At 56.8% G+C, this 13,599-nt stretch carries 13 protein-coding genes and 1 tRNA gene; 13 read left to right on the top strand and 1 reads right to left on the bottom strand.

Annotated features, from left to right (window positions below; all coding sequences use genetic code 11):
* Positions 1-390 precede the first annotated feature (390 nt).
* The 3 genes from OZX64_RS07210 (at position 391) to OZX64_RS07200 (ending at position 2,306) form a co-directional block, all read left to right on the top strand.
* Positions 391-1,284, top strand: a complete 894-nt coding sequence (locus tag OZX64_RS07210) for an EamA family transporter (protein ID WP_348519423.1) — start codon at positions 391-393, stop codon at positions 1,282-1,284.
* A 166-nt stretch (positions 1,285-1,450) separates the two neighbouring features.
* A tRNA-Ser gene (locus OZX64_RS07205) sits at positions 1,451-1,537 on the top strand.
* Positions 1,538-1,769: 232 nt separating this feature from the next.
* Positions 1,770-2,306: a DUF2165 domain-containing protein gene (locus OZX64_RS07200; RefSeq protein WP_277156941.1), complete on the top strand. Its 537-nt coding sequence runs from the start codon at positions 1,770-1,772 to the stop codon at positions 2,304-2,306.
* 327 nt (positions 2,307-2,633) lie between these two features.
* Here the strand turns inward: OZX64_RS07200 and OZX64_RS07195 are convergent, their stop codons facing one another.
* Positions 2,634-3,344, bottom strand: coding sequence for a GNAT family N-acetyltransferase (locus OZX64_RS07195; protein WP_277172344.1), 711 nt, complete (start codon positions 3,342-3,344; stop codon positions 2,634-2,636).
* Positions 3,345-3,724: 380 nt separating this feature from the next.
* On the opposite strand from OZX64_RS07195, the gene OZX64_RS07190 reads away from it, so the two are divergent.
* The 10 genes from OZX64_RS07190 (at position 3,725) to rplW (ending at position 13,566) form a co-directional block, all read left to right on the top strand.
* On the top strand, positions 3,725-4,366 hold the full coding sequence (locus OZX64_RS07190; RefSeq protein WP_277172342.1) for a YigZ family protein: 642 nt from the start codon (positions 3,725-3,727) through the stop codon (positions 4,364-4,366).
* Positions 4,367-4,442: 76 nt separating this feature from the next.
* Positions 4,443-5,309: an AbrB family transcriptional regulator gene (locus tag OZX64_RS07185; protein WP_277172340.1), complete on the top strand. Its 867-nt coding sequence runs from the start codon at positions 4,443-4,445 to the stop codon at positions 5,307-5,309.
* A gap of 393 nt (positions 5,310-5,702) precedes the next feature.
* Positions 5,703-6,152, top strand: coding sequence for a 50S ribosomal protein L13 (gene rplM / locus OZX64_RS07180; RefSeq protein ID WP_277146276.1), 450 nt, complete (start codon positions 5,703-5,705; stop codon positions 6,150-6,152).
* Positions 6,153-6,173: 21 nt separating this feature from the next.
* A complete protein-coding gene (rpsI, locus tag OZX64_RS07175; protein WP_277156944.1) occupies positions 6,174-6,665 on the top strand; it encodes a 30S ribosomal protein S9 in 492 nt (163 codons plus the stop codon).
* A gap of 869 nt (positions 6,666-7,534) precedes the next feature.
* A complete protein-coding gene (adhE, locus tag OZX64_RS07170; RefSeq protein WP_277172338.1) occupies positions 7,535-10,273 on the top strand; it encodes a bifunctional acetaldehyde-CoA/alcohol dehydrogenase in 2,739 nt (912 codons plus the stop codon).
* Between the two features lie 180 nt (positions 10,274-10,453).
* Complete coding sequence (locus tag OZX64_RS07165; protein WP_277172336.1) at positions 10,454-11,410, top strand: glycosyltransferase family A protein; 957 nt, start codon at positions 10,454-10,456, stop codon at positions 11,408-11,410.
* A gap of 211 nt (positions 11,411-11,621) precedes the next feature.
* The gene (gene rpsJ, locus OZX64_RS07160; protein ID WP_003808013.1) at positions 11,622-11,930 is read left to right on the top strand and encodes a 30S ribosomal protein S10; all 309 of its coding nucleotides are present in this window, start codon (positions 11,622-11,624) and stop codon (positions 11,928-11,930) included.
* A gap of 14 nt (positions 11,931-11,944) precedes the next feature.
* A complete protein-coding gene (gene rplC, locus OZX64_RS07155) occupies positions 11,945-12,598 on the top strand; it encodes a 50S ribosomal protein L3 (RefSeq protein WP_277156948.1) in 654 nt (217 codons plus the stop codon).
* A gap of 6 nt (positions 12,599-12,604) precedes the next feature.
* A complete protein-coding gene (gene rplD / locus OZX64_RS07150) occupies positions 12,605-13,264 on the top strand; it encodes a 50S ribosomal protein L4 (RefSeq protein WP_277156949.1) in 660 nt (219 codons plus the stop codon).
* A 5-nt stretch (positions 13,265-13,269) separates the two neighbouring features.
* A complete protein-coding gene (rplW, locus tag OZX64_RS07145) occupies positions 13,270-13,566 on the top strand; it encodes a 50S ribosomal protein L23 (protein WP_277156950.1) in 297 nt (98 codons plus the stop codon).
* Positions 13,567-13,599 lie beyond the last annotated feature (33 nt).

Below are 13,599 nucleotides of genomic sequence, written 5' to 3'. Positions count from 1 at the left end.
GACGCATGTCGGTTATGAGGTCCGGCGAACTCGTTTCCGCAACGGCGAATCGGGAACCATCATACGTTGAATCTTGCATGCAGTCGTTGTGACACCGAAGCATTTCGGGTACCGACCAGCATGTTTTGTATTGGGCCTGTGACAATTCAGCTGTTTGCGTGGACTGTTACCATCGGTGGCGTCACTTTGCAAAATCGCCGCTCGGTTACCGGACATTCTGGTGTAATTTAGATGGTTATGCCTTCGTCTTCAACTTCACCTCAGAATTCGCCTCAGTGCTCTCAACAGCTGGAACCGCGACAGCCCGACAAGCCGCGTTCCGCGCGTATCCAGCCTTCCGGTTCTCGCTTGGATGCCATATTCAACCGCGTTCCGGTGGTGCTCATCATCATGGGTGAAGGACTGATGATCTATCTGGCTACGTCGGTCGCCAAATTGGCGTTCACCCAGCTCGATCCGTTGCTGGCCGCCTGGTATCGTGTCGGTTTCGTCGCCATTCTCATGCTGATCTGGCGCAGGCCGTTTGCAAAGGAGAAACGAGCTGGTTTGCCGCGCACCTCCCGCGATTGGTGGATTGTGGCGCTCGCGGGTATTTCGGTGATGCTGATGAACACGCTGTTCTACTTGGGCATGAGCAACATGGATATGGGCATCGCCGTTTCCATCGAGTTCGTCGGTCCGCTCGGCGTCGCCGTCATTACCGGCCACAGCTGGCGTGAGCGTGTCGGGATTGTGCTGGCGGCGGGCGGCGTGGTGCTGTTGGCCGGTGTGTCGTTCTCGAACCCCGCTCAATATCCTCATTTCCTGATCGGTCTCATCGCCATTCTCATCGACGGCGCGATGTGGGGATGCTACATCGTCTTCGGGCGTATGGTCGCGCAACGTGCCAATCCGCTTGATTCCCTGAGCGTGAGCATGCTGATCGGCTGGTTGGTACAATCCGTTGTTCTTGCGGTTCCGGCAATCAAAGGTGTCGTTGCCCCCAAGCCGAGTGCCACGTGGGCACGTGGTGCCTTCGGCGCCTGCAAGCTCTTGGGCGTGATGTTGGTGGTTGCCGTATTCGCTTCGTTCTTGCCGTATATCATCGACCAAATGATCATGCGTCGCGTCAGCTCGGCGCGTTATTCCGTCATTCAGGCCATCAATCCGGTCATGGCCCTGCTAGTCGGCTTGATTATCGGTGAGATTCCGACGCTGGGGGATTTGGCCGGCGTCGCCTTGGTCATCATCGCTGTGGTGATTACGTTTTCCGGCCACCATACGCCGGATCCGGAAACGATGTAGAAGCCGAGGACCGGCACTGACCCATATGCCATTCGTTCGTAGTGATTGCCGTCTTGGCCCGCAAACGGATAAGGAGATGAAGACACGGGCGGGGCTCGGAGTGGCGTGCGTCGCCGGATACTGCTATAGTTATGAAATGTTGCGCTCGCGTATGCGTGTGTAGCTCGGAGCTGTGCCTGAGTGGCCGATAGGGGCACCCTGCTAAGGTGTTAACTGCGCAAGCGGTTCGAGAGTTCGAATCTCTCCGGCTCCGCGAATAAGGTTTCCTAAATTTTTTAGGAAACCTTTTGTTTTGTCTGAAATCTCACGAAATAATTTGCGGCGTCCGATCATTTGTCGTGTATTATTTTAATTGTCAAAGAAGATGACAAGGAAACTATTTCAGAAACGAAAATAATCTTTTACGGTTACTCGTACATCGATTCCAGAGATGTGTAGTTCATGCGATGAAGCTGGGGATGGTTTCTTTGGGATTGGAGAGAAATATGTTGGAAGCCAAAATACAGCGATGGATCAAGATTTTCGTGGTCTTCATGTTCGCTTCGTTCGCGCTTTTCGTGGCGATGGGCAACTATATGGATTGGGGTTCGAACTACGCGTTCATCCACCACGTCATGATGATGGATGATCTGCCCGCCGCCAACACGGTCACGTGGCGTGCGATCAACGCCGTGCCTATCCATGTCATCGGCTACTGCTTCCTGATCCTGTGCGAGACCTTGACGTGCCTGACCGGTTATTATGGCACGTACAAGATGATTCGAGCGGTCAATAAGGATGAGGAGACGTTCGCGAAGTCCAAGACCTTCGGCTACGTCATGTTCATCATCGCCATCTGCATCTGGTACGGCGGCTTCTCGATCATCGGTTCGGAATGGTTCGATATGTGGCAGTCCAAGCATTGGAACGCCCAGATGACCGCCTACAACATCGTTGAGCACGCGGTGCTGTTCATGATCATCCTTTGGCTTCCCACGACCAAGAAGATCGGGGAGACGGCCGAAAAGATCGCCAAGGGCTGATTACCTGAGATTGGTCGTAAAAGCAACCGTCAAAGCAAAATAAAAACAAGATGGCAATGACAGCCGGAGCGTGTGATGCTCTATGCTGTATTGCCATCTTGTTTTCGATTGCTGTGTGTCATCGCATTGTCTGCAACGGGCCGGGTTGACCCGTGCAGAACAACTCTGAGGTTCCGTGGTCGTATGCGATGTGTGGTTGTTTGGCTGTTGGATGCGTCGTTGCGTTGCCTGCAACGGGATAGTCGGTCTGCGCGGAAGTTGCTTCTGAGGTTCCGTGGCCGTATGTGTGTAGCGTATAATCCCGTATCGGCCTCAGATGTCTGGAAGTCATGCTTCGGTCTTGTGCTGCTGTTCCCACTCCTCTTTGGTGATCACTCGCAAAATCGCGTCATGGTGTTGCTCGATCAGCGGGAAGTAGTCACCGTCTTTGCGACACACCGCACGCATGCCGCAGTGTTCCATCACCTTGCCGGAAGCGGGGTTCTCGACGTAATGGCCGCCCCATACCGCGTTGCAGCCGAGATCGAGGAATGCGTGCCGGATCATCGTCTGCAGCGCCTCGGTCATCAGTCCCTGTCCCCAGAAAGGCCGTCCGACCCAGTAGCCGAGCACCCGGTCGCCTTCATAGTGGGCAAGTGCGCGTTCCAGCGGTGCCGGGTCAACGCCCTCGAACAGGGTATGTGTGTCGATGGCCTCGCGCACGAATTCGCCGGCATGGTCGCCCGGTTCCGCCTTCTTGAGCTCAATGGCTCCGATCGGTTCGTCTGGTTCGACTCCCGTTGCCTTGTCGGTGATTCCATCGCGGTCCCTGTCGATGGAGCTGTCATCGCAGGCGCCTCGCAATGTGATGGCATAGTTTTCGTCGCCGGTAAAGACGTTATCGAGGGTGTTCAGGCTTTCCTCGACGTTGCGATGCGGCATCCACCCGCAGCGGATCCCGATTTCCGGGTCTGAAGCGTAACGGAACAACGATTCGGCCTCGTGTCGGTCGCCGTGTTTCCAAGGCCGCAGAATAAGTCGTTCGGTGGTGATTCGCATACAGTCAGTATAGGGCCGCGTACGCTGACGGCAGGCGTTGTGTCCATTGTCCGGATAGCCCATATGGTTGGCTGGTATAGTTCGTATAGCCTGCACGGTTCGTATGGGGAGCGCAGGAACGTCCTTGTCCCTTGCTCCTTAGTCGCAGTCTAACAGACAGAGTCCGAGAACCGATTCAAATATCCAAGTTTATTACATTCTGATATAAACTTTCACAATCGAGCATTTTTTCTCAAGTGTGGGATACATCATATCAATAGGCGTTCATTCGCCGTTTTCGCTGTTCGGAACTGCCGTAATCACGGGAATCAAGATATTGTGCCTGTAGCCGAAAGTAGAGTGGGACTATCGATACGGTTATCGAAGAACGGGGGGGGCTGATGGGCAGCGAGCGAAACGACATTATCGATGGATTCTCCACGATTACCAATACCGGCACGCCCGCGCAGGCTTCGTTTATCGAGAAGAAGTCCGAATTCATCGGTGACGCCTGTCATATCAAGACCATGGACGAGGCGCTCGCGTTCGTGCAATCCGTACGAGACCGAAATCCGAAAGCCCGTCACGTCGCCTTCGCGGCGATTTACGGCGCCGCTCTTGGGGCGGCCAAAGAGCGGATGAGCGATGACGGCGAACCGAGCGGCACTGCGGGCAAGCCGATCCTTGACGTGATTCGCATGGGCAGGCTCACTGATTGCGTCATCACCGTCACCCGATATTTCGGCGGGATACTTCTCGGTTCCGGCGGACTGATCCGCGCCTATTCCACGGCCGCTTCGATGGCGGTAAAGGCGGCCGATGTCGAGCGGATCGTGCCGATGCGGCATTATCGCGTGGTGCTTCAATACTCTTGGCTGGGCCGTTTCGAGCAGTTGCTTGCGCAAGTTGGAGGCAATGAGGAAGGCAGGGAATTCACCGATCGCGTCACCATACATCTCGCTGTTCCGTCGGCGAACGCGGGGGATTTCGAGACGCGCGTTCGTGAGGCGTTCAACGCCCAGGCGAGGTTGTTGCGTCTCTGATGCGTATTGCGTTTCAGCCGTGGGCGCTTCGCTGTTGTCTTGACCACGGTTCTTCCGTTCGCGTTAAGCTGGGGATATGAGTGAAACGGAACAGGGCGAAACGAACGAGAATCAAAACGTCGTGCCAGAAGATACGTCGGATGCGGATGCCGCCCAAAGGGATGCCTGCGCTCCTTCGGGCGCGGAAGACGGTGTTTCGGCTTCTGCCTCCGATGCTTCTGATAGCGCTGAAGACAATGGGTCTGTCGGGAATTCCGATGATTCCACCGCTGCGGTCGATGATTCCACCGCTGCGGTCGATGATTCCACCGCCGCGGTCGATGGTTCCGACGGCGATTCGGCCGTCGCCGACGCTGAGTTTGAGCCGCTGACCGACACTTACGAGGAGCTTCGACATACCGAGGATTCCGCCGAATTGAGTGCGGCTGCTCGCAAGCCGTTGCCCGACAGGTCCGATCAGGCCGCTTTCTCGCGTGCGACTGCATTGCTAGAGGCGGTGGCCGGCAATGAGCACACCCCTGTGGAGGACCGTATTTTTCTGGCCTCGACCATGCCCTTCCCGAACATCCTGGTCAAGCTTTCCGAGGACGAGAACGATGAGGTGCGCAAGGCCGTCGCCTCCAACGCGGACGACAAGAACTGGTTGGTCGGCAGGCTTACCAAAGACAGGGTCATTGAGGTGCGGGAGGCCGCGCTGCACAACCCGCAGACTTCGTGGAAGATGCGTCTCGAGGGTGCCGAAAACCCGGAAACCACAGCCGATACGCTTGATTTTCTAAGCAAACTGGGCGTTGAATCCGAACCGAAGGCGCCGTCGATCCTTTCGGCGATGGTCCGTCGTGCCGTCGCGCTCAATCCCAACTGTTCGCAGGCTACTTTGGGCCGGCTTGCACAGGACGTTTCCACCGATGTGCAGCACGCCGCCGCCAGTCGCCTTGGCTGAGAACTTCTGCTGCCAACAAACAATCGCGCTGCCAACCGGTCGATCCTGCTGGTTTGCTGTATTCTGGGTCGATGAACGGCACATTTGCCGGCAGTATCGTCTTGTTGGCAGCGGGATAATGGGACGGACTGCCTGGCGATGAGAGCGTCGCTGCAGAGGGAGTCGTTCGTCGGGTATCTGCTGCGTGACCTTGAATGGCGATGTCGTGTTGCGCTTAGTCAGGGGAGTAGGTACAATAGTGAGTTGTTGTGTTTCCCTAGAGGGGTCCTTCAAAGCGCTTTCCCACTCGCACTAGGACTTTCAGGGAGCCCACGGATAAAGCGGTCGGAAAGGCATCATCGTCAAGGTTTTGCCGATTTGGCCGGGAACACAATATAAAGAAAAGGTACACTCGTGAAAACTTTCACACCGAAGCCAGCTGATCTGACTCACGACTGGTACATCATTGACGCCACCGACGTGGTGCTGGGCAAGCTTGCGACCAGGGCAGCGCTTTTGCTGCGCGGCAAGAACAAGCCGACCTTCGCTCCCAACGCCGATTTGGGCGATCACGTGATCATCATCAACGCCGAAAAGATCGCGTTGACTGGTAAGAAGATGGACAAGGTGCTCTATGCGCACTCCGGTCGTCCCGGCGGCCTTCGCGCCGACAGCTACGCCGATCTCTTGAAGCACAATCCTGAGCGCATCATCCGCGAAGCAGTCAAGGGCATGATGCCGAAGAACCGTCTGTCCAAGGTCGAGCTCGATCGTCTCCACGTTTTCGCTGGTCCCGATCACCCGCACACCCCACAGAAGCCCCAGCCGATTGAGATCGCTGCGGTTTCGCAGCAGGCCAAGTGAACCGAGAGGAGATAACGAATCATGGCTGAAAATACCAATAACTCCGCGGCTCAAGAGACCGAAGAGGAACTTACAACATTCACTACCGAAACCAACGCCGGTGCTGGCACCGGTGCCTCGCAGATCGCCCCGGGCTACGGCACGGGTCGCCGCAAGGAAGCCATCGCCCGCGTGCGCTTGGTTCCCGGTTCCGGCAAGTGGACCATCAACGGCCGCACCCTGGAGGAGTTCTTCCCCTCCCGTCTGCAGCAGCGTGAGGTCAACTCCCCGATCGTTCTGCTGAAGCTTGAGAACAAGTTCGATGTCATCGTCCTCGTCGAGGGTGGCGGCACCACCGGTCAGGCCGGCGCCATCCGCCTCGGCGTGGCCCGCGCACTGAACGCCATCGATCGCGACGCCAACCGTGCCGCACTGAAGAAGGCCGGCTTCCTCACCCGCGACGCCCGCGTCGTGGAGCGCAAGAAGGCAGGTCTGCACAAGGCACGTCGCGCGCCTCAGTTCTCGAAGCGTTGATTTTCGCTTTCAAACTGTTGCAAAATCCCTCCCAACCAACTGGTTGCGGGGGGATTTTTCATATCCTTGAACGAGCTTTGAACGCAGCTTTCATCAAAGTTGCAGAGATAATCACGGTTTTGGGCTGTTTTTTGTGATTTTATCTGTGTTTCTTTCGAGTTGCAGAGATAATCACACTTTCCGGCCAATTTCTGTGAGTTTCTCTGTAGATTGCACCATGGTGCGATGAAAATCAAGCTTCAGCATTAACTTTGTTGATTTTGCTCGCAAGGTCGACGTCGACCCTCGTATCAGCCATGAGTTCCGGCTTGAAGGCGTCCAGGACTTTCTCGAGGGCAAGATCAAGAGTGTCTCGAAGGCAGTCGTCGAGGTCGGCAAGTACCTGTTCGAGTCTCGCATCTTACCTTCGCCGGTGCCTTGGGTGATGGTCACCGCTGTGCGCATGGATGTGCGCCGTGAGCGCATGCAGGCTGCGCGTTTTGATTGAAGCTGTGGTTGCTTTCGGCGGGGGCGTCTCCTGTAGGTTTTTTACATTGGGCAAAGAGATTGACAACAGTCGGTAGGACGACAAGCCGGATTCGTCGCGCGATAATCGATGGTTTCTTTGGGTTCGTTAGCGCTAACGAAAAGCTCGATAGTGACATTTATAATGTGAGGTTTTGTTTGAATGAACAAGAAGAAGTCGTTTTGCGCACAAAAAACACGCGGATTTGAGTGTCCATATGCGTAAAAACAAACATAATAGACCCCTTAAAGTTCCAAACCAAAACAAAAGGAAAAACGTAGCGTTCCTCCATTATATTGTGACCTAAGTCACATTACAGCAATGATGTGTGACGGGATGATGGCATTGAACAGAAAGGGAAGTCATGACGGCACAACCTAAGAATGCTGGGACTCCACCCACGAAGGAAACTCAAAAAACCAAAAAGCCTGACTTCAACCGGGAGGTCGACCAACTGGTCGCCCGTGGCGTCGAGGCTTTGAGGCAATTCGAGAAACTCGACCAGGAACAGGTCGACCGCATCGTCGCCAAGGCCTCGATCGCCGCACTCAACAAGCATCTGGTGCTGGCTGACATGGCGGTCAAAGAAACCGGACGCGGGCTGGTGGAAGACAAGGCCACCAAGAACATCTTCGCCTGCGAGCACGTCACCCATTACCTTGCCGGGCAGAAGACGGTCGGTGTCATCCATGAGGACGACGTGACGGGCATCGACGAGGTGGCGGAACCGGTCGGCGTGGTCGCGGGCGTCACCCCGGTTACCAACCCGACGTCCACCGCGATCTTCAAGTCGCTGATCGCGCTGAAGACCCGTTGTCCGATCGTTTTCGGCTTCCACCCCTATGCGCAGCGTTGCTCGGCCGAAGCCGCACGCATCGTGCGTGACGCAGCGGTGGCCGCCGGCGCTCCGAAAGACTGCATCCAGTGGATCGATCATCCCTCCACCGAAGCCACCGGGGCTTTGATGACCCACCCGGATATCGCCACGATTCTTGCCACCGGAGGTCCCGGGATGGTTCATGCCGCGTATTCCTCCGGCAAGCCCGCACTCGGCGTTGGTGCAGGCAACGCGCCGGCGTATGTCGACACGAACGTCGACGTCAAGCGTGTGGCCAACGACCTGGTGCTCTCGAAGCATTTCGATTACGGCATGATCTGTGCCACGGAACAGGGCATCATCGCCCACACCGACATCTACGACCCTCTTGTCGACGAACTGAAGCGCCGCAAGGCCTACTTCGTCAACGCCGATGAGAAGACCAAGCTCGAGCGTTACATGTTCGGCTGCACCGCGTACTCCGGCAAGACCCCGAAACTCAACTCCGTGGTGCCGGGCAAATCCCCGCAGTTCATCGCCCGCGAGGCCGGTTTCAGCGTTCCCGAAGACGCCACCATTCTCGTGGCCGAATGCAAGGAGGTGGGGGAGCAGGAGCCGTTGACGCTCGAAAAGCTCTGTCCGGTGCACGCCATGCTGCGTTTCGAGACCGAGGAACAGGGATTCAGCATGTGCGAAGGGATGCTCCGATTCGGGGCTGGCCACACCGCCGTCATTCATTCCGACGACCACGACTTGATCCGTCGCTACGGACTTCGCATGCACGCCTGCCGCATCATCGTCAACCAGCCCTCGGCGCTCGGCGGCATCGGCGATATCTACAACGCCATCGCCCCGTCCCTGACGCTCGGTTGCGGCTCCTACGGCGGCAATTCCGTCTCCGGCAACGTACAGGCCGTCAATCTGCTCAATATCAAGCGAATCGCGCGAAGGAACAACAATATGCAATGGTTCAAGGTTCCGCCGAAGACCTATTTCGAGCCCAACGCCATCCGTTATCTGCGCGACATGTACAACGTCCGCCGCGTGGTCATCGTCTGCGACAAGGTCATGGAGCAGCTCGGCGTGATCGACAAGGTCATCGACCAGTTGCGCAGCCGTCCGGAGCCGGCCACGTTCCGCATCATCGACTACATCGAACCTGAGCCGTCGGTCGAGACGGTGGAGCGTGGCGCGGCCATGATGCGTGACGAATTCCGCCCCGACACCATCGTCGCCGTGGGTGGCGGCTCGCCGATGGACGCCGCCAAGATCATGTGGCTGCTCTATGAGCACCCGGAGATTTCCTTCGACGATGTGCGCGAGAAGTTCTTCGACATCCGCAAGCGCGCCTTCCGCATTCCGCCGCTGGGAAGCTTGGCCAAGCTGGTGTGCATCCCCACTTCGTCGGGTACTGGTTCCGAGGTCACCCCGTTCGCCGTGATCACCGACCACAAAACCGGCTACAAGTACCCGATCACCGATTATGCACTGACTCCGTCGGTGGCCATCGTCGACCCGGTCCTGGCCCGCACCCAGCCGCGAACGCTCGCCAGCAACACCGGTTTCGATGCGCTGACGCACTGCATGGAGTCCTATGTCTCCGTCTATGCCAACGATTTCACGGATGGCATGGCCCTGCATGCCGCCAAGCTGATCTGGGACAACCTTGAGACCTCTGTGTGTGCCGGGCCGGGCGAGACCAAGATCAAAGCGCAGGAAAGGATGCACAACGCCGGCACGATGGCGGGCATGGCGTTCGGTTCCGCGTTCCTTGGGATGTGCCACGGCATGGCCCACACCATCGGTGCGCTGTGCGATGTGGCCCACGGACATGCCAACGCGATTCTGCTGCCGTATGTCATCCGCTACAACGGCTCGGTTCCCCAGGAGCCGACGAGCTGGCCGAAATACGACAAGTACATCGCCCCGCAACGCTACCAGGAATTCGCCCGCGTTCTGGGGATTGACCCGGGCCAGACGGCCGAGGAGGGCGTCGAGAACCTTGCGCTTGCCGTTGAGGACTATCGCGACAACAAACTCGGCATGGATTCCAGTTTCCAGCAATGCGGCGTCGATGAGGAGTATTTCTGGAGTATCCTGGACCAGATCGGCATGCGAGCCTACGAGGACCAGTGCACGCCCGCGAACCCACGGGTTCCGCAGATCGAGGATATGAAGGATATCGCCATCGCCGCCTATTACGGTGTTGCGCAAGCCGAAGGCCACGCCCGTCGTCTCGCGCGTGAAGCGGCGGACGTCGTGGACAAAGCGGAAGCAAAGCAGTAGTTTCCTTGGCGGGGTAATGATGTTCTCGCTTGGATGTGCCCGGTGGCATACCTGCATATCAAGCGAGAACATTGTTAGATGCGATGATGATCGGCTGTTACCTTCCCCGGAACATTTTGCTTAAGTCTTGTCAGCCAAGCAGTGCCTGCCGGTTTCGCCAAACACCGATACCATAGATATATGGACGATATGGCGAACGATGTGACGGTTGTGATCACCTGTTTCAATCAGGCGGGATCGATTTTGCGCAGTGTCGAATCCGTGCGCGCCCAGACGTATGCGCCGAACCGCGTCATCGTGGTCGATGACGCTTCGAATGATGAGGAAACGCAGAAGACCCTGGCCGTTTTGCAGAAGGATCCCTCGCTCGACATAGTGCGTCGTAGAAGCAATGGAGGTCCGAGCGCCGCGCGCAATACCGGTATCAAACGGGTTTCCACGTCGTTGGTGGTCGTGCTCGATGGTGATGACTTCCTGGAACCGGGCTACATCGAGGCGACGCGAGCCGAGTTGATGGCGGATGAGCGAGTGTTCGCGGCCTCCTCATGGATGCGCACGTTCGGTGTGCTCAACGCCACGGTAAAGCCCAGTGGAGGCGGAGTCCAGGAGTTTCTGTGCCGTAATTGTGCCCCGGCAACCTGTATGTTCCGTGTCTCGGCCTTGCGGCGAAGCGGGGCCTACGACGGAAGCATGCGCAAGGGGTTCGAAGATTGGGATTGCTACCTGTCGTTGTTCGAGGCACAGGCGCAAGGCGAGCAATCTGGACGCATCTCGATAGTCGAAAAGCCGTTGATTCGCTACCATACGGCTCCTGCCTCTTCGAATATCGTCAGCATGAATTCACGATTGGAATTGCTGCGTTATCTGATCGATAAGCACCGTGATCTGTATCAGGGGCATCTTGAAGAGGCGATTTTAGGCTTTGAGAAAACAAGTATGAATCGTTTGGGATTATGGCAAGCAACGGTGAAAAATAATCCGCAACTGATTGAAGATTGCGATGATGTGAAAGGATTCATGGCGTCACCGTCCTTTGGCGACGGGGGTATGGCTGCGGCGGTCAGAATCGAAAGTGAGATTACGGTCAAAAGCCGCGCAAACACAAGCAATAGTGCCGACACGCCCGAATTTTCCTAGTAGCCCCCCGATGCTTTAATAGAACAGTTGCCTGTTTTAGGCTCGCAAATTGTAAGAAAAAGAGCGAGTGCAGCCCGGTGCCGTCCTCTCGAAGGCGCTGTAGTGCTGCACACTGATGTGGTCACGGCCACGGGATTTCCCGGGGGTCGTACGCGCCGGTGTCCTTAAATGGGTTGGTAATGTCAACAATCGCTAGAAAGGGCGGACGGCAATGGCGGGACAGAAAATCCGCATCAGGCTTAAGTCCTATGACCATGAGGTCATCGACCAATCGGCGAAGAAAATCGTCGAGACGGTCACGAACGCGGGTGCCACTGTGGTGGGCCCGGTTCCTCTGCCTACTGAGAAGAACGTCTTTGTGGTAATTCGTTCTCCTCATAAATACAAGGATTCTCGCGAGCATTTCGAGATGCGTACTCATAAGCGCCTCATCGACATCGTGGACCCGACCCCCAAGGCCGTGGATTCATTGATGCACATCGATTTGCCTGCGGATGTCAATATCGAGATCAAGCTGTAAAGGAGGGGAGAAGCATGTCGTTGCAGAAAGCAAATCGTTCTGCACTGCTGGGCCGCAAGCTTGGCATGTCGCAGGTTTGGGACGAACAAGGTTTCTTCGTTCCCGTGACGCTCGTTGATGTGTCCACGAACGTGGTCACTTGCGTCAAGACCGAAGAGAGCGACGGCTACAAGGCCGTTCAGCTCGGCTATGGCCAAATTGATCCCACTAAGGTGACCAAGCCCATGGCTGGTCATTTCGCGAAGGCGGGCGTTACCCCGCGTCGTCATCTGGTCGAGGTCCGTACGGACAACGTCGACGATTTCAAGCCCGGTCAGGAATTGACCGCCGACTTGTTCGCCGATGGTTCGGAAGTGGACGTCACCGGTACGACCAAGGGCAAGGGCTTCGCCGGAACCATCAAGCGTTGGGGCTTCAAGTCCTATCGTCGTACTCACGGCTCGCACAAGAACGAACGTCGCCCCGGCTCAGTCGGTGCATGCGCGACTCCGAGCCGTATCTTAAAGGGCAAGCGTATGGCCGGTCGTATGGGCCATGTCACTTCCACCGTGCAGAACCTTGAGGTCGTTTCCTCCGATACGGAGAACGGCGTCATCGCCATCAAGGGTGCTCTTCCAGGGCCCAAGGGTGGCATCGTCCTGCTTCGCTCGGCTGTGAAGGGAGCCTGATAAATCATGGCTAACGTAACACTCAATGTCACCGACGCCAAGGGCAAGTCCGCTGGCACCGTTGAGGCGCCGGTCGAGATCTTCGGCATCTCCAATGAAGAAGTCGAGGCTCACATTCCGCTGATTCATCAGGTCGTCATCGCTCAGCTCGCTGCTGCTCGTCAGGGTACGCACGCGGTCAAGAGCCGTGGCGATGTCTCCGGTGGCGGTAAGAAGCCGTGGAAGCAGAAGGGCACCGGTCGCGCTCGTCAGGGCTCGATTCGCGCTCCTCAGTGGGTTCACGGTGGTATCGCTCACGGCCCGGTGCCGCGCGATTACTCCCAGCGCACTCCCAAGAAGATGAAGGCCGGCGCACTGCGCTATGTGCTTTCCAACCGTGCGAATGCCGGTCACGTCGCCGTTGTCGACTTTGGTATCAAGGACACTCCGTCTACCAAAGCCGCTATCGCTGCGCTGACCCCGGTAAGCCAGAACGAGTTCACCACTGTCGTGCTTTCGCGCGACAACGTCAACGAGTGGCTTTCCGTTCGCAACATCCCGACGGTGCATGTGCTCTTCGCAGATCAGCTCAACACCTACGATGTGGTTACCGCTCAGTATGTCGTCTTCAGTAAGGAAGGCTTCGATGCCTTCGTTGCCGCCAAGACTGAGCCCAAGGAGGCCTGAACGATATGGTAGCTATTCACAATCCCGCCCACGATGTCATCATCAAGCCGGTTGTCTCTGAAAAGAGTTATGCCGCCGGTGACCGTGGTCAGTACACTTTCGTGGTCGCTCCTGATGCCAACAAGGTTCAGATCAAGCAGGCCATCGAAACAATCTTCAATGTCAAGGTGACGAACGTCAACACCCTCAACCGCGCCGGCAAGCGTCAGCGCACCCGCACCGGATTCGGTCGCCGCGTCAATGAAAAGCGCGCGATCGTGACCGTTGCCGAGGGCCAGTCGATCGACATCTTCGGCAACTGAAGCAATAGCCGAAAAAGTCAAAGGAAGAACTCA

Origin of the sequence: Bifidobacterium sp. ESL0704 (assembly GCF_029392075.1) — a bacterium.
Lineage (GTDB): Bacteria > Actinomycetota > Actinomycetes > Actinomycetales > Bifidobacteriaceae > Bifidobacterium.
Note: the sequence above shows the minus strand (reverse complement) of the source record. Positions and strands in the feature narration are given on the sequence as shown.

Bases quoted from the DNA above. Each gene is read 5' to 3' on its own strand.
- OZX64_RS07210 (WP_348519423.1), top strand. From the start codon at position 391: ATGGGTGAAGGACTGATGATCTATCTGGCTACGTCGGTCGCCAAATTG.
- OZX64_RS07200 (WP_277156941.1), top strand. From the start codon at position 1,770: ATGTTGGAAGCCAAAATACAGCGATGGATCAAGATTTTCGTGGTCTTC.
- OZX64_RS07195 (WP_277172344.1), bottom strand. From the start codon at position 3,344: ATGCGAATCACCACCGAACGACTTATTCTGCGGCCTTGGAAACACGGC.
- OZX64_RS07190 (WP_277172342.1), top strand. From the start codon at position 3,725: ATGGGCAGCGAGCGAAACGACATTATCGATGGATTCTCCACGATTACC.
- OZX64_RS07185 (WP_277172340.1), top strand. From the start codon at position 4,443: ATGAGTGAAACGGAACAGGGCGAAACGAACGAGAATCAAAACGTCGTG.
- rpsI (WP_277156944.1), top strand. From the start codon at position 6,174: ATGGCTGAAAATACCAATAACTCCGCGGCTCAAGAGACCGAAGAGGAA.
- adhE (WP_277172338.1), top strand. From the start codon at position 7,535: ATGACGGCACAACCTAAGAATGCTGGGACTCCACCCACGAAGGAAACT.
- OZX64_RS07165 (WP_277172336.1), top strand. From the start codon at position 10,454: ATGGACGATATGGCGAACGATGTGACGGTTGTGATCACCTGTTTCAAT.
- rpsJ (WP_003808013.1), top strand. From the start codon at position 11,622: ATGGCGGGACAGAAAATCCGCATCAGGCTTAAGTCCTATGACCATGAG.
- rplC (WP_277156948.1), top strand. From the start codon at position 11,945: ATGTCGTTGCAGAAAGCAAATCGTTCTGCACTGCTGGGCCGCAAGCTT.
- rplD (WP_277156949.1), top strand. From the start codon at position 12,605: ATGGCTAACGTAACACTCAATGTCACCGACGCCAAGGGCAAGTCCGCT.
- rplW (WP_277156950.1), top strand. From the start codon at position 13,270: ATGGTAGCTATTCACAATCCCGCCCACGATGTCATCATCAAGCCGGTT.